We start from the raw sequence: 23,655 nt of genomic DNA on the forward strand, positions 1-23,655 counted from the left end.
TTTTAAATTCATCTCTATAAGTTATATTAAACAGTAAGAAAAAAGGAGATACAATTACTATGTCAAATTTAGTCCCTATGGTTGTTGAGCAAACATCAAAAGGAGAAAGATCATTTGATATTTTTTCAAGATTATTAAAAGAGAGAATTATCTTTCTAACAGGAGAAGTAAATGATAGTGTTGCGAGCCTTGTGTGTGCTCAATTATTATTTTTAGAGTCAGAAAACCCTGATAAAGATATTTACCTATACATCAACTCCCCAGGAGGAGTCGTAACATCAGGGCTTTCAATGTATGATACAATGCAGTATATAAAATGTGATGTTAACACTATATGTATTGGACAAGCATGCTCTATGGGTTCACTCCTTATGGCAGCGGGAACAAAAGGTAAAAGATTCTCACTACCTAACTCTAGAATCATGGTTCATCAACCTTCTGGAGGAGCTCAAGGGAAAGCTAGTGATATTCAAATTCAGGCTCAAGAGATTCTTAACCTAAGAAAAAGACTTAACAAAATTTATGTTAAACATACTGGTAGAAAACTATCAGAAATTGAAGATGCTTTAGACAGAGATAATTTCATGTCTGCTGAAGAAGCTAAAAAGTTTGGGTTAATTGACAAGGTTATTGAAAAAAGACCTGTATAATTTAAAGAAAGGAGATAAGCTTAAGAATTTCATAGTTAAATTCTTATTGCTTAAGATAAATATATGGCTAAAGATAAAGAGTTCTTCTGCTCATTTTGTGGAAAAAGTCAAAACGAAGTAAAGAAAATCATAGCTGGGCCTAATGTATTCATTTGTGATGAGTGTGTTGAGCTATGTGCAGATGTAATTAATGAAGAAGTTAAAACTGCGATTGCTGAAGATGGAGAAGTTCCTTCTCCAAAGAAAATCAAAGAAACTCTTGATGAATATGTTATCGGTCAAGAGCAAGCTAAAAAAATTCTTTCTGTTGCAGTACATAACCATTATAAAAGATTAAATCACATAACTACTCAAAAAGATGAGATTGAGCTACATAAATCTAACATACTTTTATTAGGACCTACAGGTTGTGGTAAAACATTACTTGCTCAAACACTAGCTAGACTGCTTGATGTTCCGTTTACTATTGCGGATGCAACAACTCTAACAGAAGCTGGTTATGTTGGTGAAGATGTTGAAAACATAATTCTAAAACTGCTTCAAGCAGCTGATTATGATGTAGAAAAAGCTCAAAGAGGTATCGTATATATTGATGAAATTGATAAAATTACAAGAAAATCAGATAACCCATCAATTACAAGAGATGTTTCTGGAGAAGGTGTTCAACAAGCTCTATTAAAATTGATTGAAGGAACTGTTGCATCAATACCTCCTCAAGGCGGAAGAAAACACCCTCAGCAAGAATTTTTGCATGTTGACACAACAAATATCTTATTCATCTGTGGCGGTGCTTTTGCGGGACTAGATAAAGTTATTGAGCAAAGAACAGAAAAAAGCTCTATTGGATTTGAAGCTAAAGTTAAGAGTAAAAAACATAGAAAAGAAAGCGAACTATTTAAGCAAGTAATCTCTGAAGATCTACTTAAATACGGATTAATCCCTGAGTTTGTTGGAAGAATACCTGTTGTTGCTACTCTAGAAGACTTAGATAAAAAAGCATTAGTGAAGATATTAACAGAGCCTAAAAATGCACTTACAAAACAATATCAACACTTATTCCAAATGGAGGATATAAAACTTAAGTTTACAAAAGATGCTATTGAGAAAATAGCTGAAGAATCTATGGAAAGAAAAACTGGAGCTAGAGGATTAAGATCAATCTTAGAAAGATTCCTTCTGGATCCAATGTTTGAATTACCAGGTAATGACCAAGTAGAATCTTTAACTATTGATGCGGAAGTTGTCTCTGGAGAAAAAGAAGGTATTGTTAAATACAAAGAACCTAAACAACTAAAGACTAAAACTAAGAAAAAAGCTAACACAGCTACAAAGAAGCCAGCTAAAAAAGCAGGATCTAAAAAAGCTAGCTAAGACAATTAGTTTATAAATATAAAAAAGCTCGGATAACCCCGAGCTTTTTTTATTATGTCTTCTTTTTTTGTCATTATGAACAAAGTGAAGAATCTTTTCATGCCTGTGGAATCTTAATTTATATCCAGTATCACAAGAAGATTCTTCTTCGCTCCGCTCATCAGAATGACCGGATGGGGAAAATGCTAATGTCATTTTGAGCGACTGTAAGGAGTCGAAAAATCTTTTCGTGCCTGTGTAATGTTAATTTACATCCAGTAGCACAGGTAGATTCTTCACTACCACACAAGAGAGCCCCTTCAGAATGATAAATTAATAAATAACATTAACAATAATTTGATTAAAAAAATATTATCCTATATTAGGATTAACTGTAGCATCTTTTTCTTTACCTTTAGCTCCCAAAACTGGCATTGCTTCTTCAACCACTGGAGTCAAAACTTTTACCAACATATCTTTCGCTTTTTTCATTACAAGTTTATTTGTAGCATCACAAATAGCAGTAGCTTGAAAAACACTTTCTGCCTTTTCTCCCAGCTCGGAGAAATCATTTTCCGAAAATGCACCAACTAAAGACATTGTATTCTTTACAATATAATCATCCATACACTCTAAACAATTATTTAAAACATCAGCTTTCTTCCAAACATCTCTCTGAGAACAAGGCTCTATAACATCCAACTCTTCCAATATAATCATTGTTTTATCATGTAACTGAAACATCCTATTTATAGGATTTATATAAACAGGATTATTTAAAATAAAGTCTTGTCTATACATCAAATCCTCCTGAGAAAACACAGAGTTATGTACACAATTATAAAATTCCATGAACTTCTTATCCTGTTTGTCAGGATTATCAAAATCAGTTATCATTTCAGATACAGCATCATTAAGTAATACTAAAACCTCATCCATATATTTATCATAAACCCACTCATTAGGTCTCTTTTTTAACTCTTTTCTAAAACTATCTTTTCTCAGAGCTAACAAGTCTATAGTAATAGCTTTGCTTAGATTCCTTTCAACCATTATATTGAAATAACCCTTTTCGTAATCTTGAACTTTACCTCCATTTATAGTATCAATTTTAAGTTCTTCAATGGCCAAATAATAGTTCTCTTTTGCATGCTCAAAAACATTAAGAATCTCTTCATAGCTTTGAACCCTTTTCTCATTCTCTTCGGCTCTTTTATGAAAAGATTCAATCTTTTCTTCAGCTTTTTCTAATGATATAAACACCTTATCCATAATAACAAATTATCCTTTATTGATTTAATTAAGTAATAATATCATAAAATACAAGATAAAACAAGAAGTTAGATATAAAAATATCATATTAGCTTATTAATTAATGCTTGTGTAATGTTGCTTTACATCCAGTAGCACAATGAGATTATTCACTACCACACAAGTGTGTCCGTTCAGAATGACGGGCTGGGGATGCGGCAGTGTGTGTTTAGATAAAGTCATTCTGAACAAAATGAAGAATCTTTTCATGCATGTGGAATGTGAATTTATATCCAGTAGCACAATGAGATTCTTCTTCGCTCCGCTCATCAGAATGACCGGATGGGGAAAATGCTAATGTCATCTTCGCCCCTTCTCTCTGTTTTTCATAGAGTAAATAATTGCAAATTAAAAAGCAGATTTATTTAAATAGAACTTTTAAACATTTTTAAATTAAAAAAATTACCCCTTCTCGTATGTGTGATACTTGCATGGGGTAATTTTTTTTAAAAATAAAAATGAATTAAAATTCTATTTCTCTTCAACTTCACCTTCAACTACATCTTCTTCAGGTTTAGCATCTGCTTCAGACTCTGCACCACCAGCAGTTTGTCCTGATTGTGCTTCAGCTTGACTAGCTTGATACATTTGTTGTCCTAGTTTCATTGAAACTTCATTTAATGCTTCAATCTTCGCATTAATTTCTTCAACATCATCAGAATCCTTAACCTTAGCTAATTCCTCTTTAGCTGTTTCAACTAATTTTTTATCTTCTTCGCTAACTTTATCACCTAATTCTTTAAGCATTGAGTCTGTTTGGTTAACTAAAGAGTCTGCCTTATTTTTTGTTTCAATAAGTTCTCTTTTCTTTTTATCTGCTTCAGCATTTGCCTCTGCATCTTTAACCATTGAGTCAATATCAGAGTCAGACAACCCACCGTTAGCTTGGATTTTAATTTCTTGCTCTTTACCAGTAGCTTTATCAGTTGCTTTAACTTTAACAATACCATTTGCATCAATATCAAATTCAACTTCAATTTGAGGAACACCTCTTGGTGCTGGAGTAATACCAACTAAGTCAAAATTACCTAATAATTTATTATCTGCAGCCATTTCTCTTTCACCTTGGAAAACTCTAATTGATACAGCTGGTTGATTATCTTCTGCAGTTGAGAAAACTTGAGATTTATTTGTTGGGATTGTTGTATTTCTATCAATCAATCTTGTAAACACACCGCCTAGAGTCTCAATACCTAATGAAAGAGGAGTAACATCTAATAGAAGAACATCTTTAACATCCCCTTGTAGAACACCACCTTGAATTGCAGCACCCATAGCAACAACTTCATCAGGGTTAACACCTTTATTTGGCTCTTTGCCAAAAATTTCTTTAACTGTTTCTTGAACTTTAGGCATTCTTGTCATACCACCAACTAAGATAACATCATCAATTTCACTTGCTGAAATTCCTGCATCTTTCATTGCTTTTTGACAAGGTTCAATTGTTCTCTTAATTAAATCTGCAACTAAGCTCTCTAATTGAGCTCTTGAAATTTTGATTTGTAAATGTTTTGGTCCAGAAGCATCTGCAGTAATAAACGGAAGATTTACCTCTGTTTCAATTGAGTTAGATAATTCAATCTTAGCTTTTTCTCCAGCTTCTTTTAATCTTTGTAGAGCTAGTTTATCTTTTGATAAATCAATTCCAGATTCTTTTTTGAACTCTTCAACAAGGAAATTAATAATTCTTGAGTCAAAATCTTCACCACCTAGGAAAGTATCTCCATTTGTTGATTTAACTTCAAATAATCCATCGCCAATTTCTAGAATAGATACATCAAATGTACCACCACCCAAGTCAAACACTGCAATAGTTCCACCATCTTTTTTATCTAGACCATATGCTAAAGCAGCAGCTGTTGGCTCATTAATAATTCTTAGCACTTCAAGACCAGCAATTTTACCAGCATCCTTTGTTGCTTGTCTTTGTGAGTCATTAAAATATGCTGGAACTGTAATAACTGCTTGTGTTACATCAGAGCCAAGATAAGACTCTGCAGTTTCTTTCATTTTTTGTAAAATAAATGCTGAAATTTGTGATGGAGCATATTTTTCTCCATGACCTTCCACCCAAGCATCTCCATTATCACCCTTTACAATTGAGTATGGTACAAGATGTTTATCTTTCTCTACTAAAGGATCTGCAAACCTTCTACCAATTAATCTTTTAATCGCAAATAGAGTATTATCTGGATTTGTAACAGCTTGTCTTTTTGCAGGTTGTCCTACTAATTTCTCACCTTTATCTGTTAGAGCTACCATTGAAGGAGTTGTTCTTGTTCCCTCAGAGTTTTCTATAACTTTTGCATGTGTTCCATCCATTATAGATACACATGAGTTTGTTGTTCCTAAATCAATACCAATAACTTTTGACATTTTTTTCTCCTCTTTTTTAACTTATTTTCCTAAGCTTTATCGCTTCTTATATATCATTTGGGGACTCTCTTTTACTTTTTCAAGTATTTTTTATTTTTTTTATTTTATTATTGATTAGACTATTTAAATATGATATTATTCTCTATATTTTATATAAATAAAACAGCATAATAACAATATAAAACACAAAAAGGAATAATTATGACAGATTCAGATTTTCAATTAACAAGAATGGTTCACAGTTTAAAAGAATGGTTTTATAATGAAGAGTCTCTTATAACAGAGATGTCATACTTAGCAATTGTTAATCCTGCTCTAGTAAAAATTATTCAAAAATCAGAAAAAGAAGGCAGATACAACTTAGGAACAACAGAAAAAGTTATGAAGAATATTAGACCAGCTTTATCTCGTAAAAACTTTCAAAAAATAACAGAAGAATTAAGTATTAATTAAAAAATTTAAAAAAAACTTGACTTTTTAACTAAATTGTAAAATTCTATTTAAATTATCAAATAGTTAAACTATAAAAAGGAATAAATAAATGGTACATTTTGAAGAAGAATATTGCGAGTGCAAAACTCCTAAAAAAACAGCATGTGAAATATGTGATAGCATCATGCCTATCAAAGCAAGTAAGAAGTTTTTAAACTTATTAATACTGGGTATCATGTCAGGTATATTTATTGGTTTAGCAGCTGAAGTATCAACTCTAGTTACTCACGACTCTGCAAAATATGTAGGAAAAGGTATATCAAAGCTTTTATCAGGTATAGTGTTTAGCACTGGGCTTATTATGGTAGTGCTTGCAGGGACAGAACTGTTTACTAGCAATGTTATGATAACAATATCTGCTCTACAGAAAAAGGTGAGCTTTAAATCTCTATTCAGAAATTGGGGCATTGTTTATTTCGCAAACTTTATAGGCTCTTTGTTATTAGTTGCCTTAATATACTTATCAGGACTATATAAACAAGCAGATTTCGCAACAGGAGCAAGTGCTCTTAAAATTGCTATAGCAAAAACAGACCTAACATTTACAGAAGCTTTCGTTAGAGGTATTCTTTGTAATTGTGTAGTATGTCTATCTGTTTGGTTAGCTTGCACTTCAAGACAAGTTATCGGAAAAATATCAGCTATAGTATTTCCTATTACTATGTTCGTAGCTTCTGGATACGAGCATTGCATCGCAAATATGTACTATATACCTAAAGCATTATCTCTAAAAGCTATTCCAGAAGTGGTAGAAAAAAGTCACATATCAGCCGACAGAATAAACAACTTCACAGTTAACAGCTTTTTTATGGATAACTTAGTTCCAGTTACATTAGGAAATATTGTTGGTGGAGTAATGTTTATTTCTCTTCTATTCTGGTTTGTATACATAAAAAACACTAAAGAACAAGAAACTAACGAAACAGCTAAATAGATATATAAAAAACGAGGTAGCAAGTGGATAATACAAGAATTTTAGATAGAGACCCTAGCTTTTATGGTAAACATTTAGTAAGAGCGGTTCATAATTCAGAAAAAATAAAAAAAGCTTTATCTTTAGCAGACAAAGTACACAAAGAACAACTAAGATTAGATAAAAAAACTCCTTATATAAAGCATCCCATTAAAGTTGCCGCCCTAATTTTAGAAAACCATCCTAATTTAGAAAACCTTGAAAATATCGTTTGTGCAGCATTATTGCACGATGTTGTAGAAGATAGCAATGGTCTAATTAAGCATGAAGATATTGTTAGAGAGTTTGGAGAGAATGTAGCCAAAATAGTTAAAGAAGTAACCGACGAAGACAACCCTGAAATATCAGATAAATTAACATCTCAACAATATAAAGCTTGGTTAAAAGAAAGACAAATTGAGGGACTAACAAAAATATCCTTAGGTGCTCAACTAATCAGAATAGGTGATAAAATATCTAATGTTATTGACATGAAGAGTGCTAAATCTTCTATGCAATGGAAAGCTAAATACACAATGTTTGCTAGAAAAGTACATGAAGAATTATCATATGTAAATTCTCCTTTAATCAATATCTTTGATAAGAAAATCAGACAAGCAGAAAAAATATATGTAAACAGAGATTTAAAACAATCAAGTGTAGTTGGAATCAAAGGATTAAAAGAGCAAATGATAGCCCTATATAAATCTGCTGCGAAAGCTAAAAGAACAATTTTAAAAACAGCTAAAGAACTAAAAGAAGAGCTTGGAGAAGGTGTAAATTTTGTACCAGTACCTTTAAAAAAGCCTAAAAGACTATTACAAAAAAAAGACACTTCTTTTGCTGGAGATATATCTAAAATAACAGATGTTGCTAGATGTAGTTTTGTTTGTGATAGCTATGAAAAAATGCTTGAAGTTAGCAAAACTTTAGAAAGCAAGTTCAAAGTTAAGAAAAGAAGAGATACTATTAAATCACCTTTTGATAATGGCTTAGGTTTTAGAGGAATTGCTATGTATGCAGAAGTTGATGGACATATAACAGAAGTAGCTGTTAATTTAAAATGTATATGTGAGGTTTGCAATAATGGTGCACATAATTTATTCAAAGCAAGAAGAGGCATCTTAGCTAAAACTATAAAAGAAAACAGAGAAATGAGCCATGAGGAAGCTTTAAAATATGATGAACTCTCTAAACAATCTATAGAATTATATGATAATGCTTTGACAAAATACAATGAAAGTAGTAAAAATAAAATTAAGTTATTTTCTGAACACTTTCCTAATTCTAAAAAGAAAGCAGAAAAAAAGAATATAACTGAAAAAAAGTTTCAACTTCAAACATTATAGTTTAAGTAATATTAGTTTATTTAAAGGAGGAAGAATATGACTAAATCAGAAGAAACCTACAAATACTATTTAATAGATGAAATACCTGTTAAAGTTAAGTTAAATGAAAGCGGATTAAAAGTAGCTTCATATGTTTATAATAGAGAAAGTAAAGATTTTGAATTAAACAATGAATACTTATTAAAGTTAGAGGATCACAACAAACTTCTTGAAGTTGAAAGTGTTACAGAAGATGAATTTAGAGATAGATTAAAGACTCTAAAAACATTAGGAAAAATAGACGGGCTTACTTTATAAAACCGTTTAAAACCCATAATTATTATCAATAATCATTATAAAAAGTAAAAACTTGACTTTTTCAAAAAAATATGATAATTTTCAGGCTCACCGTCTGAGAACGAGGAAGCTTAACTGAGAAATCAAGAGAACCCTTCACTCCGCAAGGAATATCGGACACAAAATAACACTCGCAAAAGCGAGGCAAAAAAGGAAAATAAAATGGCTAAAAGAATTCAAGCTAAACACAAAATCGACAGAAGATTAGGTGTTAACCTTTGGGGAAGAGCAAAGTCTCCAATTAACAAAAAAGAATATGCTCCAGGACAACACGGTCCAACAAGAAGATCAAAACCAACTGATTATGGTATCCAATTAATGGCTAAACAAAAGCTAAAAGGTTACTATGGTAACATCTCTGAAAAACAATTCAAAAAATACTATAAAGAAGCTGTTAGAAGAAAAGGTGATACATCTGAAAACCTTATCGGAATTTTAGAATGCAGACTAGATGCTATCGTTTACAGAATGAAATTCGTTCCAACTGTATTTGCAGCTAGACAATTCGTTAACCACGGTCATGTTTTAGTTAACGGTAAAAAAGTAAATATCCCTTCATACATGTGTAAAGCTGGTGATGTTATTGAAGTTAAAGAAAGCTCAAGAACTATGCCAATGGTTATATCTGCTGTAGAATCTGCAGAAAGAGAAATCGCTGACTACATGGATGTAGATGTGAAGAAATTCAAAGGTACTTTCGTTAGAGTTCCTGAAATGAATGAAGTTCCATACCCAGTTCAAATGGAACCAAATCTAGTTATCGAGTTCTACTCAAGATAATAATAGATTTTATAAGATTATTACGAAAAGGCTTGTTTATAAAACAAGCCTTTTCTTTTTCTAATACCCACCCTGCCCTAAAAAAATAACTTAAAAATAAACTTGATATTAATATAAAAACAATATAGCATTATTCATTATGAAAAAAATAATTACCTTAATCTTTTTAATACTATTAACACCTCATGCTACAGCAAAGAGCTACGATAAAAACTCTTGGGAGTTTAATGGGAAGATAATCTCCATAAAAAGCCTCTATACAGAATGGCTAAGTAGTGATAACTTAGAGCAAGTAATAAAGAACACAAATATAAAAGATATTGAAAAGCTTTCAAAAACTCCAGGAGTTTTCTTAGGTGAACACAATTTACAAGTAAAGAGTCTATGCTCGCAAGATTTTTGCAAAGATGTTGGAATAACTAGAAACTTATATATAACAACAAAACAAGAGGCTAAAATCCGCAATGATGGGTTTGATTTAGAAGCTGATTATTATGAGGTTATAAAAGATATAAGTAATAAAAAAGCGAAACAACTATCTCCTAATTTCAAAGGAGAAATCCTATCATCAAAACTATTAAAAATAACAAAACATACTGGTGGTAGTATCGGGAACCTAGTAACTTATGGCATATACTCTTTAATTCTAAGCGATAATATAAAGAAAGTATCTCCCCTAGTCTTATTTTCAGGAGAAGAATAAGCAAGTAAGTTTATAAATCTATCTCTATAATCTTATTTGAAGATAGCTCTCCACTCACTATATTTATTTTTGATTTAGATATATTAAACTTCTTGGATAATAGCTTTATAATTCTCTTATTCGCTTTACCCTTCTCTGGAATTGTGGTTATATGAATTTTCATTGAATCATCTGATAATATATCTATATTATCTCTCGAAGCATTGGTTATAACTCTTACTGAATATTTCATATTAACAATCTATATAACTAAAAAATTAAATCTTATAATTGCTATAGCAAAAAAAGGTACGATGGACACAAACAAAAAAGAAGTAATTAATTTTTCCTTTTTATAAAACCTAAATGAAGTTATTATACATGAAGTCAATATTAAAAATGCAATAAAAATATCCAAAAATGAATTAAGAGTTATTTCATCAAAAATAGAAACAATACTTTCAACAAATAAGCCTATTGAAACAGTTGAACATATAAACAATAAAATTAAATAAACAGCTTTTAAAATAAATTTCATATTACACTCCTTTGAACAGAATTTATATCATACAATGGATAAAGTCAAGTATCTGGTTGACTTTACTTTCCAATTCAATATACTACAAAAAAAGACCATAACTTAAGGGAGTGATTATTATGGATATATATACTGAAATAGGGATAGATTTTGATAACAATAAATATGGATTAGGAGTCTCCAGCGAGATAGAAAAAGAAGGACAAGATGAAATCCGCAAAAAAGGATTCCACAAAATGAAAATAATTGGTATTTACTCTAGATTATGGCTTTTTAAAACCGTATTTATTATATCTAGCAAAAATGGTTTTGAAATTAAAAGAAAAAACCGTAACAATTTTAAATGGGTCCTAGGATTAAGAGGAAAATAAATTGTTTTATCTTCATTAAAGAAGATCAAAACCATTGCTAAATGACAAAGAACATACTCCCATATTTGATATGAAATCTAAAACACTCTTCTTTTATAAATTTCATATTATTTTTCATAAAAAGTTTTTAACATTGGTTTGAAAATATCTTCTTCAGGAGAGATAAAAAAATCATTAGTATTTGCTTTTTCATTAAATACTAATCCTTCTATATTTCTACCGATACAAATTGGAGTCTGCTCTCCTCCTTCTCCCATATACCATACAGCCATAGATGTCATTGGAGTTATTTGATCCACTCTAGTTATTTTCAATTCTCTTCCAAATATATCGGAAGCTCCTCTTTCATCTTTTAATGGCTCTATTCCAACTAATCCTGTTGCGATTCCAGAAACTCCTAACCTCAAAGGAGTAGTATGAGAATCTGTCGATATAACAGCAAGATTTTTAACCTTATATTTATTGCATAAGAAAGCTCTTATTTCTTTCAATAAATTATCTACTTCTTTAGGCCACAAAACATAATAATTATCAGAGTTTGATTCATCTATACCCGCAGAAGCAATGATAATATTATCTTTTATTGTTAGCATTACATTATGCTCTTGTTCTAAATCTCTTTCAATATAATAATCAGCTTCTTTCTTTATTAAATCATCTTTATCTAAAATACTATCCCTAGCTATACACTCTCCCTGATGTATAGCTAAAACTTTAGATGTTATAAAAACAACATCATTCTCTTGTAAATCTGGTAAAAATTTATCTAATTGCTCATAAATATCAAATTTAGGAGGAGTAAACTTATCTGTTTTAACTGTTATAAATTCTATCTTCATATTTTATTCCTTAGTTTAGATTTAATGTAAATGTAAAACTTATATTTACATAAGTCAATAATTAGGTCTAATAAATATTTTTTATATTTTTCTCTTGACAATCTAATTGATAATGATTATCATTAGCAACAAGAAACATTTAAGAGAGGTTTTTTAATGGAAAAAGCTATAGAAGTATTAAGTAAATTACAAATAAAAATAACTGAACCAAGAAAAGTTATTACAAGTATTATGATTAATACTAAGCAGCATTTAACCATAGAAGATATTCTTAAACAGGCAAGAGAAAGCTTACCTCAAATTGGCATTGCTACTGTTTATAGAGTTCTAAAAATCCTTGAAGATGAAAAAGTTATTGAAAAACATATTTTTAATGATGACTATATAATATATGAGAATACTTATGCTAAAGATCATCATTACCATATAATAGATATAGAAAAGAACAATGTCATTGAGTTCTGCAACTCTGATTTAGAGGAGCTGATAAAAAAATTAGTCTCTGATAAAGGTTATGAGCTTATTTCTCACAACATAAAAATTTATGCTAAAGGAGAAAAAAATGATAAATAAAAATAACATAAAAAGTTTGAAGAATTCCTCTTCTCTTTCTTTTGGCTGGAAAAATTTTCTAGTTAATATTAAAAAAGAGGTCGATACTACTCTTGGCGGATTTTTTGATTTCGACTTTCTTTATAGTTTTACTATTGAGAGTTTTTCACTCTCAATCTCTGACGTTAAAAAACTAGATTTGTTTGATACAAGAGAAGAGGATATCGCGCATATCTCTTGTTAGCAGGAGATATGCCTTTAATTTAAAAGAGAGGATTATAAGTGAACAGTTTTACGAAATACTTTGAAGTTACAAAAACCCCTGAAGGGAAATACATACATAAAAAAACAGGAGAAGAAATGAGACCTTCCTGTGCTACTTGCAGAACAAGAGGCAAAATATATTGTCCTATAAGCAAATGTAATGGAAATAATTGCGGGAATACACCTAAATAATTTTATATAGAAAGAGGTAATTTAAATGAATATAAAAATACTATTTGGAACAGAAACAGGAAATGCTGAAGAAGCAGCTAATGTTATTTCTCAAAAATTAAACGAGGCATCTTTATCAGCTGAAGTTTTAGATATGTCGAAATCTAGTCTTGAAGATATAAAGAACTGTGATGTAGCTCTAATATCTACGAGCACTTGGGGAGATGGTGATGCTCCGACTAATGCCATGACTATGTTGGAAAGCATATCTGCAGAAACAAACACAGAGGATTTATCAGGAGTTAAATTTGCAGTATTTGCTCTGGGAGACTCTATGTATCCTAACTTCTGTCAAGCTGGAGAAGATTTTGATAATGCTTTGTCTAAGCTTGGGGCGGAAAGAATAGCTGAATTATGTAAGAATGAAGATGATTTTTATCAGAACATTGCTCCTTGGGTTGAGCAGATAATTAATGCTATAAAATAATTTAAAAAATTTTCCTAATTTTAAATGGCCTCTCCTGAGGCCATTTTTTTATTTTTATAAAAACAAAATTCAAACTTCTTGTAAAAAAATGTTCTCAATGGTAGGTGCTGCGGGATTACTTTGTTGCGGTCGCAAGGGCCCTTTCAAAGTTGCAAAACTACGGTTTCCTACGGTTTCTGCGAAACCTTTGAAATCTAGACAGTTTTCTAACCCAAGGGTTCTAATGCTAACCCTTATATATTTACAAAAAAAAGACTGCCAAAAGGCAGTCTATTTGTTATAAATGGTAGGCGCTGCGGGATTACTTTCGTGCGACCTTGCAGGTCTTCGAAAGTTGCAAAGACTACAGATTTGCTGCGGTTGCTACGCTCCCTAGCAAATCTAAGCGTATTGTCGAACCCATGGGTTCAAAGTCCAAAGTGCCTATATATTTATAAAAAAAATCCCCCAAACGGGGGATTGTTTTTATAAATGGTAGGCGCTACGGGATTCGAACCCATGACCTACTGATTAAAAGTCAGTTGCTCTACCAGCTGAGCTAAGCACCCTTATTAACCACTTATGAAAGGCATATTATATCAACTTCCTCTTTTAGTCAAGTTATTTCTTTAAAAAAAATCAAAAAAATAAAAATTGATATTTTATTTACTTTAATATATGATTATGTGTATGAAATGTTTAAATGTTATGGATGATTTAAGAGAGTATATCAACAAGTGGAATCTCTTTTTAAAACAAGAAAAAAATTTATCTGATAATACTATTAGAGCTTACAATATAGATATGGAAAACTTTATAAATTTTTATAATGAATTTCATAATAAGAAACCTAGCATAAATGATTTATCTAGTGCAGACTTAACAGATTTCCGTTCTTGGTTATCAGAGAAAGCTATGCAAGGAGTTTTACCAGACTCTAGAGCTCGTTCCATAGCAGGATTAAGAAACTTTTTTCACTTCATGGATAAAATAGGGCAAATGCATAATGCCAGCATTGATGTGTTAAACTCTCCAAAAGCTTCTAAGAAGTTACCAAAGCCTATTGATAAGAGAGCAATTGATGAGATATTGAAATTCGCAGAAGAAGACAGTGATGATTGGGTTGGGAAAAGAGATAGAGCTCTATTTACTTTATTATATGCCTGCGGATTAAGAATAAGCGAAGCAATAAGTCTAAACTTTGGAGATATAAACTCAATGTCAGAGACAATTACTATATTAGGTAAAGGAAATAAAGAAAGAATAGTCCCTATAATAAATCAAGCCAAAGATGCTATCTTTAAATATACAAATGAATGCCCTTTTAATTTTGAAAAAGACTCTGCTTTATTTTTAGGAAAACGAGGAAAAAGATTAAACCCAGGAGTAGCAGAAAGAACTTTAAGAAATATACGATATTCTTTAGGCTTACCAAACAGTCTAACTCCACATGCTTTTAGACACTCATTTGCGACACACATTCTATCTAGCGGAGGAGATTTAAGATCTATTCAAAGTATGCTTGGACACTCATCTTTACAAACAACTCAAAAATATACAAAGATTGACGAAGAACACTTAGCAAACATTTACAACAAATGTCATCCTAGAAAATAAAAACACTAACTTATGCAATATATTTTTTAAACCATGTTCTTTGTCTTTTTGCATACCTTCTTGTTTGCATTTGAGCTTTTTCAATTGCTTCTTCTAAACTCATTTCTTCTTTTATATAAGATATAATTTCAGGAACACCTATAGCTTTCATAGCTGGCAAACTTTCATCTAAATCCATAGACATAAGAGCTTTAACTTCCTCAATAGCCCCCTGCTCTATCATTTTTACAAAACGACCATCGCATTTTTTATAAAGCTCTTGCAAATCTGGCATAATAATTCTTAAATCAAAATCTAAATCATCTCTAACCCCAACATTAGGAACTGAGTTCCAATAAGCCATAGATTTCCCCGTAGCTTTTAAAACTTCATAAGCTCTACAAACTCTTTGACTGTCATTCTCACTTAATCTTTTTCTATCATCTTCCGAAATTTCTTTATATAAAGAAGAACTCCCCTCTTCTAATAATCTTGTCCTAGCATTTTTACGGATTTCTGTAGGTATATCTGGTATAGGGGTCAAACCTTCCATTAAAGATTTTATATACATACCTGTTCCACCAACAATTATAGGTAATTTCCCTTTAGATATAACATCATCTATTTCTTTTAAAGCTCTTTCTCTCCATAGATTTGCATTACAAGCTTCTGCTGGAGATAAATATCCATAAAGCCTATGTTCAACTTCACCTTCATCTTGTTTTGATGGTCTTGCTGTGATAATCCTCAGCACATCATAAACCTGCATAGAGTCACAATTTATAATCACTCCATTTTCTTTCAAAGCCAACTCTTTTGCAACGGAAGATTTACCACTTGCTGTAGGACCAGCTATAATTACTACTTTATTTTTCATTTAAGCTAAATCCTCCTGGTAAAAGCTCACCAACAGTAGTTTTTTGTAAATCCCCTGCATCATTAAACAAATATATTTCTATATCTTTATCCGCAAACTCTGCCAATCTTTGCCTACACCCACCACACGGAGTTATTATTTTATAATCAGGTCCAATTAAAACAACTTTTTCTATTTCTCTTTCTCCTGCTGAAACCATGGCACCAATAGCATTTGTTTCTGCACAAGTTCCTTCTGGATAAGCTGAGTTTTCTGCATTAGCTCCGACATAGAAGCTTCCTTTTTTTGTAAGAATACAAGCTCCGACTTTGAATTTAGAATAAGGAGCATAAGCATTCCCTCTTGTTCTTTTTGCAAGCTTCAGCATTTTTTTAATTTTTCTATCCATTGTAACACCTATTTATTTTTAAAATGATTTATGATTAAAGTCATATTACTACCATGAGAACCTTTTGTCAAAACATTATCTTTATCTTGTAACTCTTCTTCCAAAACATTGAGCAACCCCTCTGATTTTGCACTAAAAGCACCTTGAATTGAAACAGGTAATTCATCAAAAAGCAATTTCATATATTTCCCACAGCAATAAACTTTATCTATATTATTCTCTAATATAGTAGGTAGAATTGATAAGTGCAAATCTTCTGATCGAGCTCCTAATTCCAACATATCGCCGAGAACTAAAACTCTTCTTCCTCCTTTTATTAAAGACAGAGTCTTTATTGAAGCAATCATGGATTTAGCACTAGCATTATAAGTCTCATCTATAAAAGTTATATCTTTACCATTAAATGAAACTTTTATTTTCTTTCCCCTACCTTCTGTAACAACTATCTTTTTCATATTTAAAGAGGCTTTTGATATATCTAACCCCAAAGCTTTTAACACTCCTATAACACCACAAGAGTTTAAAGCTATATGCTCTCCAGGAATTGATAATTCATAATTATAATCTATATTGTCTATATTTATTTTGACTTCACTTGAGCCCTCTTTACAAGTAACACTCTCTAAAGAGATGTCTGCACCTGTTCCAAAGGTTATTATAGAATCTGTATTACTTTTTGCTTGTTTCAAAAGAACATCAAAACAAGGACTATCTTTAGGTAATACAGCAGTCCCCTTTAAGTCTTCAAATATTTCTGCTTTAGCAAGAGCAATATCTTCTATAGAATTAAAAAACTCTATATGACACTCTGCTACAGTAGTAATTAGAGCTACCTGCGGTCTCACTTGTTTAACCAAAGATGATATTTCTCCTGCATGATTCATACCAAGCTCAATAACTGCAAAATCTGTACTTTCTGGCATATTAGCTAATGTTAAAGGAACTCCGTAGTGATTATTATAATTACCAGCTGTTGCATAAGTTTCTCCATAAAAAGAAAAAATCTTAGCCAGCATATTTTTAGTTCCAGTTTTCCCTACTGATCCTGTAATAGCTATAAACTTAGCATTTGTTTTTTCTCTCTTATACTGCCCCATAGCAACTAAAGATGTAAAAGTGTCCTCAACTTTTATTAAAGGGAACCCCTCTAATTCTTTATTAAAGGATTTAGGGACAATTGCACATACAGCTCCAGCTTTTATAGCATTGTCTAAATACTGCTCTCCCCCCTCTATTGCGACGAAAACATCTCCCGCTTTTGTATTACGAGTATTTATAGAAACCCCCTCTGCAACAAAAGGTATCTTATTAAAATCTCCAGATACAGCTTCTAATAATTTTTTATCATTCCATAACATAGTTTTTCATCTCCATATTTTATACTTATTGCTTTTAGCATATATAGAGAAAAATATCCAGTAAGATTTAAAAAATTTGATATAAAAAAGAGCCTCTCCATATACATATATATTTTAGAAAGGCTCTATTTATAAGAATAAAAAGTATTAATCTATTTTTTCCATTCTTTCACGATGCTTTTTAATTGCTGCTTTCACAAAAGAAGCAAATAAAGGATGTGGAGTTGTTGGTTTTGATTTAAACTCTGGATGGAATTGAACACCAACAAACCAAGAATGATCAGCTATTTCTATAATTTCAGGTAGATTACCATCTGGGGACATTCCTGAAAATACTAAGCCAGCTTTTTCTAATTGTTTTTTATAATGAATATTCACTTCATATCTATGTCTATGTCTTTCAGATATATCAGCTTTACCATATATTTTTTGCACTAGAGAACCTTTTTTAAGCTTACAAGGATAAGCTCCTAATCTCATAGTCCCGCCTAAATCAGAGTTCTCATCTCTTTTTTCTTTAGTTCCTTTATGATGATTATCCCACTCTTCAATAAGAGATATAATTTTATGTTCTGGATGCTCTACTAATTCTGTAGAATTAGCTCCTTTAAGTTTTGCAACATCTCTTGCATAATCTACAACTGCCATTTGCATACCGAAACATATACCAAAGAAAGGAATATCATTTTTTCTAGCATATCTTGCTGATAATATTTTACCAGTTGTTCCTCTTTCCCCAAAGCCACCAGGAATAAGAATACCATCAACTTCATGTAATAACTCTTCTGCTAAGGACTTATCAACTTTTTCTGCATCAATCCACTTAAGGTTCACTTTACATTTATTAGCAATACCTCCATGATCAAGAGCTTCGATTAAAGATTTATAACTTTCTAATAAATTTATATATTTACCTACGACACCTATAGTAACTTCTGCTTCTGGGAATAAGGATGCTCTTAAAACATTCTTCCAAGTTGTCAAATTAGCAGTCTTACCTCTCATATGTAAACACTTAAGTATTTCTTTATCTAAACCATGCTCATGATAAACATGCGGTACTTTATATATATTATCTACATCTGGAGCTGATATAACTCTATCTTTAGAAACATTACAGAACAATGCTATTTTATCTCTATGCTCTTTTGACAGAACACTTTTAGATCTACATAAAACAATTTGAGGCTGAATACCAAATGATAACAATTCTTTAACAGAGTGTTGTGTTGGTTTAGTTTTAATTTCCCCAGCTTTTTCTAAGTTAGGCAATAGAGTTAAATGCATATAAACACAATTTTCTCTACCGTAATCATTACCGAATTGTCTTATAGCCTCAAGATATGGAGTAACCTCTATATCTCCGACTGTTCCTCCGATTTCAATAAATATAAAATCGTATTCTCCAACACCTTCTTTTATAAACTCTTTTATTTCATCTGTTACATGAGGTATTACCTGAATACAACGACCTAAATAATCGCCTTTTCTTTCTTTTTCAAGAACATTTAGATAAACTCTACCTGTTGTAATATTATCTTTTTTAGAAGTTTGAACTCCTGCAAATCTTTCGTAATGCCCTAAATCTAAATCTGTTTCACCACCATCATTCGTAACAAAAACCTCTCCATGTTGAGTTGGACTCATAGTCCCTGGATCAACATTAAGATACGGATCAATTTTTTTCATTCTCACTTTATAACCACGAGATTTTAAAATTGCTGCTGTTGCAGCTCCCGCTATACCTTTACCTAATGATGATACAACACCACCCGTTACGAATATAAATTTAGTTTCTCTTTTAGCCACTATCTAAAACTCCTTACTTACTTATTTACTATTAAAAAAAGAAGTCAAAACAACTTCTTTTTTTAAGGTTACTATTTATTCTGATCTTTATCAGATACATCAGTTTCTGTTGTTATTACTTCCGTTTCGACCGGAGGTGTTTCTTGTGTATCTTGAACCACCTGTTCTACAACAACCTCTTGTTGAACGATTTTATCAACTATTGATGAATCTTGAGAATTAACTCTAGAGTATAATATAGCTAGAACAATAGCTAGAACCATAAATGCTCCCGCTAAAACAGCTGTTACTCTTGTTAAAAGATTTGCGGTTCCTTTTACACCTAAGAAGTCACCCATTCCTCCACCAGAGCCACCTATACCTAGGCCACCGCCTTCTGATTTTTGTATCATAATTACTGCAATTAAAAATACAGTAACTATAACTTGTATAACTAAAACTATTTCTAGCATTTAAATATCCTCTCTTAATTAATTTAATTAACAAGTAGCACTTTTTGCAATTTCGATAAAGCTTTCTGCTGATAAACTTGCACCACCTACTAGAACACCATCAACATTTTCAGTTGCTAGGATTTCTTTAGCATTTGCAGGTTTTACAGAACCACCATATAGAACTTTAACATTTTCAAAATCACTCATCATTGTAGCTAGTTTTTCCCTAATAGCTTTGTGCATATCTTCAACATCTTGAATACTTGCAACAAGACCTGTACCGATAGCCCAAACTGGCTCATAAGCTACAACTGTATTTTCTGCAGTAGCTCCAGCAGGGATAGATTCTTCTAATTGTTTTGAAACAACTTCTATTTCTTTACCAGCTTCTCTTTCTTCTTTTACTTCACCAACACAAATAACACTAACAAGTCCAGCTTCATTTGCAGCAGCTGCTTTTGCTTTAACAATTTCATTTGTTTCAGCATGATCAGCTCTTCTTTCTGAGTGCCCAACAATAGCATGTGTAGCTTCAATATCTTTAATCATTGTTGCAGAAGTGTCTCCTGTATGAGCACCTGAAACAGCCGTATGACAATCTTGAGATCCAACCATAAGTTTTGATTCACCTGCAATTTGCACAACTCTATCTAAAATAGGAAATGGAGGGCAAATAAGCATTTCGTAAGAATCTTCATTTGTTGATTCACATTGTTTTTGATTCATGAACTCAGCTAGAGGTTTTGCTAAATCTTCAACATAGCTTTTCACACCATTCATTTTCCAGTTTCCTGCAATAAGTTTTGTTTTTGACATTTTATTTTCCTTTTCTATTGAATTTTCTTATTTTTACTACTTAACATTTTCTTAAAAAAAAATCTAGTAAAATTTTACATTTTTTAACTTGAAAAAAAAATCTTTTTCTATATTATGAGTATAAACAAAATAAATTAGGAAGAAAATACAATGAAAAGATTATACAAACACTTAGCGGAAAATTTAAAAACTATATTATTTACAATAGTAATGCTAATCCTTATTTTTAGTTTTGGACTATGGGGAGTAGCAGATGTAATTAGAAATATTTTACATACTCAAAATGCAGCAGTTGAAATTAATGGACAAAAAATATCAAATGTTGCTATAGATAGTAACTTTAAAAAAGATTTATATTTTATAGGGCAACAAAACAATACAAGCATTTCTCTAGAAGATGGTGTAAGAGCAGGACTATTAAATACATCAGTTAAAAAAATGATAAGTGAAATAGCTCTTAATACAGAAGCTGATAGCATGGGGATAAGGGTTAGCGATGACCTTGCTGCAAAGCTAATAGCTGAAGAACCATATTTCCAAGATGAAAATGGTAATTTTGATGCTGAAAAATTTAAATCTGTTATTGCTTATTCAGGATATAGAAAAGAAAAACAATTTATAGATAATCTAAAGCAAGAAAAAGCTAGAGTTAATTTACTTTCAATCATAACCTCTGGAGCTAAACCATTAGCATACTCTAAAGAGCTACTTAATAAGTATAATAGTGAAGTTAGAAATGCTAAATATATTATACTACCTATAGAAGAATCTAAGGTTGAATTTTCAGATGAAGATTTAACAAAATATTATAATGAAAATCTTCATTTATACAGAGAACCTGTATTACATGATATATCTGTTTTAGTTTTATCAAGTTCAGGAGAAGAAAAATCTGAAGAAGCTGAAGATGAGTTATTATCTAAAGTAGATTTAGCTGAAAACTTACTATTTGATGAACTATCTATTGAAGAAATAAGTGAAGAGCTTGGTACAGACATAATAACAATTAAAAATGTTGATCCTATGAATGCAGATAGTGTGAAGACAGAATTAGTTGCAAAACAAGATATCCTTGGAACTCTTTTAGAACTATCATCTACAGAAACACCAACATCAGAGCTTAAAGAAACAGTTAACGGAGAATTCTTTATTGTTAGAATAGATGAAACAAAAGGCAATGAAGCTAAACCTTTTGCAAAAGTTAAAGAAGAAGTAAAAGAGAAATATATTTCTCAAAAAGCTGAAGATCTTGTTAGAGGGAAAGCTGTAGCAGCTGTTAAGCAAATAAATGCTAGTGAAAAAACTTTAGAAGATATCGCAAAAGAAGAAAATTTAAAAGTTCAAACAAGTTCAAACTTCCATAGAAGACCTACTATTGAAGAGTTAAGCAAACTTTCTCCTATTGCTATAGCTCAGCTATTTACAAAAGAAAAAGAAGGTGAAGCTGGCTTATCAATAATTGAAGAAGGTGTATTTTTATTTACTCTTAATGAAATAGATTATGAAGAAAAGAAGGAAGTATCAGAACAAAAAGATGTAGATACATCTTACACAATAATGGAAGCTTATGCTAATTCTTTACTTGATAAATATAAAGCAAAGATAAATTATAATGCTCTTGATAAATTATACGAAATAGAATAAAGGAAAAAAATTATGAAAAGAAATATAATAGAAACTATTTTTGGCGGTGTCGTTTTAGCTATTGCGGTTACATTTTTAATGTTTGTTTACTCATCATCAAACATCAAAACAGTTGACGGCTTCAACCTAATTGCTAAGTTTTCAAATGTAAACGGAATTGCTGTAGGCTCTGATGTAACTATTGGAGGATTTAAAGTTGGTTCTGTTAGTAACATCGATATTGAAGATGATTTTTTCGTTAAAACAACTTTAACAATAAAAGATTCTTTAAAAGATAGAATACCTTATGACTCTATCGCTACAGTATCATCTCCAGGTTTAATGGGAAATAAGCTAATCGCCATTGAAGCAGGTTTTGAAGAGGAATTTCTACATGATGGAGACGAAATTACAAACACTCAATCTGGAGCGAGTTTAGAGCAACTTCTTGGACAAGTTATATTCTCTTTAAAAGATAAAGGTGATAAAAATGAAAGCGAAAGCAATTAAACTTGCAATATTCTTAATACTATTATCAACCTCTATTTCTAATGCTATGGAAATGGAGGATTATGATACATCTGTATTAGGAGCTTTAAATAAAATAACTGGTAAAACAGAAACTCTTGAAATAGAAGTTGGAAAAGAAACAGATTTTGGAGATTTAAAAATAAAAGCATTATCTTGTCAAAAATCATCTCCCCTAGACCTACCTGAATCCGCTTCATTTTTAAAGATATATTATAAAAAAGATGAAATCTTCTCGGGTTGGATGTTTGCCTCTTCCCCTTCTTTATCAGCAATGGAAAGCGGCATATATGATATTTGGGTTAAAGATTGCAAAAAAACACTTGTAAAAGAAAAATAAATTTCGTAACATAGCGACAACAAGGAGAAATAATTACTATGAATAAAATTTTAAAAGCAACAAGCCTATTTTTAATGGTTTTAACTTTAGCATCATGCTCTGGAATGATAAATAGAAAAACAGAATACAGCAACTTATGGGAAAGAGAAAAATTAAGCACAGACACTAGCTTAACAGGACCAAAAGCAAAAGATTTATTAGATAGAGATCTAGCTGAATGCATATCAATCTCTAAAAACAGACAAAAGCTTGAAGTTGAAACATTGAATACAAAAAGATGTGCTGTTAAAGATGGTAACGATTGGAAATCTCAAAATTCAAAAACCTTCATAGAAAAGTGTATGAAAAGAAAAGGTTGGATTCCTTCAAGATGTTGTGCTTATAAAAAGAGCTGCTCTTGTAACTAA

At 31.1% G+C, this 23,655-nt stretch carries 30 protein-coding genes and 1 tRNA gene; 18 read left to right on the top strand and 13 right to left on the bottom strand.

The features are described 5' to 3' along the window. The first annotated feature begins 59 nt into the window (after positions 1–59). Together clpP and clpX are read left to right on the top strand one after the other, a co-directional pair. Positions 60–650 (top strand): ATP-dependent Clp endopeptidase proteolytic subunit ClpP, encoded by a 591-nt coding sequence (gene clpP / locus OIF36_00660; GenBank protein ID MCV6598981.1) that lies wholly within the window; start codon positions 60–62, stop codon positions 648–650. Between the two features lie 63 nt (positions 651–713). Continuing rightward, on the top strand, positions 714–2,021 hold the full coding sequence (gene clpX / locus OIF36_00665; protein ID MCV6598982.1) for an ATP-dependent Clp protease ATP-binding subunit ClpX: 1,308 nt from the start codon (positions 714–716) through the stop codon (positions 2,019–2,021). A 351-nt stretch (positions 2,022–2,372) separates the two neighbouring features. Here the strand turns inward: clpX and OIF36_00670 are convergent, their stop codons facing one another. The 3 genes from OIF36_00670 to dnaK all read right to left on the bottom strand — a co-directional run bounded on the left by OIF36_00670 (position 2,373) and on the right by dnaK (position 5,687). Then, complete coding sequence (locus tag OIF36_00670; GenBank protein MCV6598983.1) at positions 2,373–3,272, bottom strand: hypothetical protein; 900 nt, start codon at positions 3,270–3,272, stop codon at positions 2,373–2,375. A 208-nt stretch (positions 3,273–3,480) separates the two neighbouring features. Next, entirely contained in the window at positions 3,481–3,615 is a 135-nt protein-coding gene (locus OIF36_00675) for a hypothetical protein (GenBank protein MCV6598984.1), read from the bottom strand. 167 nt (positions 3,616–3,782) lie between these two features. After that, positions 3,783–5,687 (bottom strand): molecular chaperone DnaK, encoded by a 1,905-nt coding sequence (gene dnaK, locus OIF36_00680; protein ID MCV6598985.1) that lies wholly within the window; start codon positions 5,685–5,687, stop codon positions 3,783–3,785. 201 nt (positions 5,688–5,888) lie between these two features. Here dnaK and OIF36_00685 point away from each other — a divergent pair, with 201 nt between their 5' ends. The 6 genes from OIF36_00685 (at position 5,889) to OIF36_00710 (ending at position 10,299) form a co-directional block, all read left to right on the top strand. Continuing rightward, positions 5,889–6,140, top strand: a complete 252-nt coding sequence (locus OIF36_00685) for a hypothetical protein (protein ID MCV6598986.1) — start codon at positions 5,889–5,891, stop codon at positions 6,138–6,140. Between the two features lie 88 nt (positions 6,141–6,228). Then, positions 6,229–7,113 (top strand): formate/nitrite transporter family protein, encoded by an 885-nt coding sequence (locus OIF36_00690; protein MCV6598987.1) that lies wholly within the window; start codon positions 6,229–6,231, stop codon positions 7,111–7,113. Between the two features lie 23 nt (positions 7,114–7,136). Further along, complete coding sequence (locus OIF36_00695; protein ID MCV6598988.1) at positions 7,137–8,480, top strand: HD domain-containing protein; 1,344 nt, start codon at positions 7,137–7,139, stop codon at positions 8,478–8,480. 36 nt (positions 8,481–8,516) lie between these two features. Beyond that, a complete protein-coding gene (locus OIF36_00700) occupies positions 8,517–8,777 on the top strand; it encodes a hypothetical protein (GenBank protein ID MCV6598989.1) in 261 nt (86 codons plus the stop codon). A gap of 201 nt (positions 8,778–8,978) precedes the next feature. Then, complete coding sequence (rpsD, locus tag OIF36_00705) at positions 8,979–9,596, top strand: 30S ribosomal protein S4 (protein ID MCV6598990.1); 618 nt, start codon at positions 8,979–8,981, stop codon at positions 9,594–9,596. 139 nt (positions 9,597–9,735) lie between these two features. Beyond that, positions 9,736–10,299: a hypothetical protein gene (locus OIF36_00710; protein ID MCV6598991.1), complete on the top strand. Its 564-nt coding sequence runs from the start codon at positions 9,736–9,738 to the stop codon at positions 10,297–10,299. 10 nt (positions 10,300–10,309) lie between these two features. Here OIF36_00710 and OIF36_00715 read toward each other — a convergent pair whose 3' ends face one another. Continuing rightward, positions 10,310–10,531: a DUF167 domain-containing protein gene (locus OIF36_00715; protein ID MCV6598992.1), complete on the bottom strand. Its 222-nt coding sequence runs from the start codon at positions 10,529–10,531 to the stop codon at positions 10,310–10,312. 9 nt (positions 10,532–10,540) lie between these two features. Continuing rightward, on the bottom strand, positions 10,541–10,816 hold the full coding sequence (locus OIF36_00720) for a hypothetical protein (protein MCV6598993.1): 276 nt from the start codon (positions 10,814–10,816) through the stop codon (positions 10,541–10,543). A gap of 119 nt (positions 10,817–10,935) precedes the next feature. On the opposite strand from OIF36_00720, the gene OIF36_00725 reads away from it, so the two are divergent. Continuing rightward, a complete protein-coding gene (locus OIF36_00725) occupies positions 10,936–11,187 on the top strand; it encodes a DUF3977 family protein (protein MCV6598994.1) in 252 nt (83 codons plus the stop codon). 107 nt (positions 11,188–11,294) lie between these two features. Here the strand turns inward: OIF36_00725 and OIF36_00730 are convergent, their stop codons facing one another. Continuing rightward, on the bottom strand, positions 11,295–12,026 hold the full coding sequence (locus OIF36_00730; GenBank protein MCV6598995.1) for a coenzyme F420-0:L-glutamate ligase: 732 nt from the start codon (positions 12,024–12,026) through the stop codon (positions 11,295–11,297). Positions 12,027–12,182: 156 nt separating this feature from the next. Between OIF36_00730 and OIF36_00735 the strand changes: the two genes are divergently transcribed. From OIF36_00735 to OIF36_00750, 4 genes are read left to right on the top strand one after another with little or no spacing between them, the layout of a single operon-like run. Continuing rightward, on the top strand, positions 12,183–12,599 hold the full coding sequence (locus OIF36_00735) for a transcriptional repressor (protein MCV6598996.1): 417 nt from the start codon (positions 12,183–12,185) through the stop codon (positions 12,597–12,599). Then, entirely contained in the window at positions 12,589–12,822 is a 234-nt protein-coding gene (locus OIF36_00740; GenBank protein ID MCV6598997.1) for a hypothetical protein, read from the top strand. The genes OIF36_00735 and OIF36_00740 overlap by 11 nt, the downstream gene beginning before the upstream one ends. Positions 12,823–12,860: 38 nt before the next feature. Then, complete coding sequence (locus OIF36_00745) at positions 12,861–13,034, top strand: hypothetical protein (protein ID MCV6598998.1); 174 nt, start codon at positions 12,861–12,863, stop codon at positions 13,032–13,034. Positions 13,035–13,059: 25 nt separating this feature from the next. Further along, positions 13,060–13,500: a flavodoxin family protein gene (locus tag OIF36_00750; protein MCV6598999.1), complete on the top strand. Its 441-nt coding sequence runs from the start codon at positions 13,060–13,062 to the stop codon at positions 13,498–13,500. Positions 13,501–13,972: 472 nt separating this feature from the next. Here the strand turns inward: OIF36_00750 and OIF36_00755 are convergent. Continuing rightward, positions 13,973–14,048, bottom strand: a tRNA-Lys gene (locus OIF36_00755). Between the two features lie 121 nt (positions 14,049–14,169). Here OIF36_00755 and OIF36_00760 point away from each other — a divergent pair. Next, positions 14,170–15,096: a tyrosine recombinase XerC gene (locus OIF36_00760; GenBank protein ID MCV6599000.1), complete on the top strand. Its 927-nt coding sequence runs from the start codon at positions 14,170–14,172 to the stop codon at positions 15,094–15,096. A gap of 10 nt (positions 15,097–15,106) precedes the next feature. Here the strand turns inward: OIF36_00760 and miaA are convergent, their stop codons facing one another. The 6 genes from miaA to tpiA all read right to left on the bottom strand — a co-directional run bounded on the left by miaA (position 15,107) and on the right by tpiA (position 20,757). Then, on the bottom strand, positions 15,107–15,952 hold the full coding sequence (miaA, locus tag OIF36_00765) for a tRNA (adenosine(37)-N6)-dimethylallyltransferase MiaA (GenBank protein ID MCV6599001.1): 846 nt from the start codon (positions 15,950–15,952) through the stop codon (positions 15,107–15,109). Further along, the gene (cdd, locus tag OIF36_00770; protein ID MCV6599002.1) at positions 15,942–16,340 is read right to left on the bottom strand and encodes a cytidine deaminase; all 399 of its coding nucleotides are present in this window, start codon (positions 16,338–16,340) and stop codon (positions 15,942–15,944) included. Before cdd ends, miaA begins: the two co-directional genes overlap by 11 nt. An 8-nt stretch (positions 16,341–16,348) precedes the next feature. After that, positions 16,349–17,698, bottom strand: coding sequence for a UDP-N-acetylmuramoyl-tripeptide--D-alanyl-D-alanine ligase (locus OIF36_00775; GenBank protein MCV6599003.1), 1,350 nt, complete (start codon positions 17,696–17,698; stop codon positions 16,349–16,351). 147 nt (positions 17,699–17,845) lie between these two features. After that, a complete protein-coding gene (locus OIF36_00780) occupies positions 17,846–19,507 on the bottom strand; it encodes a CTP synthase (protein ID MCV6599004.1) in 1,662 nt (553 codons plus the stop codon). A 71-nt stretch (positions 19,508–19,578) separates the two neighbouring features. Beyond that, positions 19,579–19,959 (bottom strand): preprotein translocase subunit SecG, encoded by a 381-nt coding sequence (secG, locus tag OIF36_00785; GenBank protein ID MCV6599005.1) that lies wholly within the window; start codon positions 19,957–19,959, stop codon positions 19,579–19,581. A 27-nt stretch (positions 19,960–19,986) separates the two neighbouring features. After that, positions 19,987–20,757 carry a triose-phosphate isomerase gene (gene tpiA / locus OIF36_00790; protein ID MCV6599006.1) on the bottom strand — a complete coding sequence of 257 codons (771 nt, stop codon included), beginning with the start codon at positions 20,755–20,757 and terminating at the stop codon, positions 19,987–19,989. 150 nt (positions 20,758–20,907) lie between these two features. Between tpiA and OIF36_00795 the strand changes: the two genes are divergently transcribed. From OIF36_00795 to OIF36_00810, 4 genes are read left to right on the top strand one after another with little or no spacing between them, the layout of a single operon-like run. Then, positions 20,908–22,401, top strand: a complete 1,494-nt coding sequence (locus OIF36_00795; GenBank protein MCV6599007.1) for a SurA N-terminal domain-containing protein — start codon at positions 20,908–20,910, stop codon at positions 22,399–22,401. Between the two features lie 12 nt (positions 22,402–22,413). After that, positions 22,414–22,890 carry an MlaD family protein gene (locus OIF36_00800; GenBank protein MCV6599008.1) on the top strand — a complete coding sequence of 159 codons (477 nt, stop codon included), beginning with the start codon at positions 22,414–22,416 and terminating at the stop codon, positions 22,888–22,890. Next, complete coding sequence (locus tag OIF36_00805) at positions 22,871–23,248, top strand: DUF2155 domain-containing protein (protein ID MCV6599009.1); 378 nt, start codon at positions 22,871–22,873, stop codon at positions 23,246–23,248. Before OIF36_00800 ends, OIF36_00805 begins: the two co-directional genes overlap by 20 nt. Before the next feature lie 38 nt (positions 23,249–23,286). Then, complete coding sequence (locus tag OIF36_00810; GenBank protein ID MCV6599010.1) at positions 23,287–23,655, top strand: hypothetical protein; 369 nt, start codon at positions 23,287–23,289, stop codon at positions 23,653–23,655.

It is taken from the genome of Alphaproteobacteria bacterium (genome assembly GCA_025800285.1).
In the GTDB taxonomy this organism is placed as follows: Bacteria; Pseudomonadota; Alphaproteobacteria; order JAOXRX01; family JAOXRX01; genus JAOXRX01.

Excerpts from the sequence above, each read along its gene's own strand:
- OIF36_00750 (MCV6598999.1), top strand. The coding sequence starts at position 13,060 with ATGAATATAAAAATACTATTTGGAACAGAAACAGGAAATGCTGAAGAA.
- dnaK (MCV6598985.1), bottom strand. The coding sequence starts at position 5,687 with ATGTCAAAAGTTATTGGTATTGATTTAGGAACAACAAACTCATGTGTA.
- OIF36_00715 (MCV6598992.1), bottom strand. The coding sequence starts at position 10,531 with ATGAAATATTCAGTAAGAGTTATAACCAATGCTTCGAGAGATAATATA.
- OIF36_00710 (MCV6598991.1), top strand. The coding sequence starts at position 9,736 with ATGAAAAAAATAATTACCTTAATCTTTTTAATACTATTAACACCTCAT.
- OIF36_00805 (MCV6599009.1), top strand. The coding sequence starts at position 22,871 with ATGAAAGCGAAAGCAATTAAACTTGCAATATTCTTAATACTATTATCA.
- OIF36_00735 (MCV6598996.1), top strand. The coding sequence starts at position 12,183 with ATGGAAAAAGCTATAGAAGTATTAAGTAAATTACAAATAAAAATAACT.
- OIF36_00675 (MCV6598984.1), bottom strand. The coding sequence starts at position 3,615 with ATGACATTAGCATTTTCCCCATCCGGTCATTCTGATGAGCGGAGCGAA.
- OIF36_00795 (MCV6599007.1), top strand. The coding sequence starts at position 20,908 with ATGAAAAGATTATACAAACACTTAGCGGAAAATTTAAAAACTATATTA.
- OIF36_00800 (MCV6599008.1), top strand. The coding sequence starts at position 22,414 with ATGAAAAGAAATATAATAGAAACTATTTTTGGCGGTGTCGTTTTAGCT.
- rpsD (MCV6598990.1), top strand. The coding sequence starts at position 8,979 with ATGGCTAAAAGAATTCAAGCTAAACACAAAATCGACAGAAGATTAGGT.
- secG (MCV6599005.1), bottom strand. The coding sequence starts at position 19,959 with ATGCTAGAAATAGTTTTAGTTATACAAGTTATAGTTACTGTATTTTTA.
- OIF36_00725 (MCV6598994.1), top strand. The coding sequence starts at position 10,936 with ATGGATATATATACTGAAATAGGGATAGATTTTGATAACAATAAATAT.
- clpX (MCV6598982.1), top strand. The coding sequence starts at position 714 with ATGGCTAAAGATAAAGAGTTCTTCTGCTCATTTTGTGGAAAAAGTCAA.
- OIF36_00760 (MCV6599000.1), top strand. The coding sequence starts at position 14,170 with ATGAAATGTTTAAATGTTATGGATGATTTAAGAGAGTATATCAACAAG.
- clpP (MCV6598981.1), top strand. The coding sequence starts at position 60 with ATGTCAAATTTAGTCCCTATGGTTGTTGAGCAAACATCAAAAGGAGAA.
- OIF36_00700 (MCV6598989.1), top strand. The coding sequence starts at position 8,517 with ATGACTAAATCAGAAGAAACCTACAAATACTATTTAATAGATGAAATA.
- miaA (MCV6599001.1), bottom strand. The coding sequence starts at position 15,952 with ATGAAAAATAAAGTAGTAATTATAGCTGGTCCTACAGCAAGTGGTAAA.
- cdd (MCV6599002.1), bottom strand. The coding sequence starts at position 16,340 with ATGGATAGAAAAATTAAAAAAATGCTGAAGCTTGCAAAAAGAACAAGA.
- OIF36_00670 (MCV6598983.1), bottom strand. The coding sequence starts at position 3,272 with ATGGATAAGGTGTTTATATCATTAGAAAAAGCTGAAGAAAAGATTGAA.
- OIF36_00685 (MCV6598986.1), top strand. The coding sequence starts at position 5,889 with ATGACAGATTCAGATTTTCAATTAACAAGAATGGTTCACAGTTTAAAA.
- OIF36_00810 (MCV6599010.1), top strand. The coding sequence starts at position 23,287 with ATGAATAAAATTTTAAAAGCAACAAGCCTATTTTTAATGGTTTTAACT.
- OIF36_00775 (MCV6599003.1), bottom strand. The coding sequence starts at position 17,698 with ATGTTATGGAATGATAAAAAATTATTAGAAGCTGTATCTGGAGATTTT.
- OIF36_00690 (MCV6598987.1), top strand. The coding sequence starts at position 6,229 with ATGGTACATTTTGAAGAAGAATATTGCGAGTGCAAAACTCCTAAAAAA.
- OIF36_00740 (MCV6598997.1), top strand. The coding sequence starts at position 12,589 with ATGATAAATAAAAATAACATAAAAAGTTTGAAGAATTCCTCTTCTCTT.
- tpiA (MCV6599006.1), bottom strand. The coding sequence starts at position 20,757 with ATGTCAAAAACAAAACTTATTGCAGGAAACTGGAAAATGAATGGTGTG.
- OIF36_00720 (MCV6598993.1), bottom strand. The coding sequence starts at position 10,816 with ATGAAATTTATTTTAAAAGCTGTTTATTTAATTTTATTGTTTATATGT.
- OIF36_00730 (MCV6598995.1), bottom strand. The coding sequence starts at position 12,026 with ATGAAGATAGAATTTATAACAGTTAAAACAGATAAGTTTACTCCTCCT.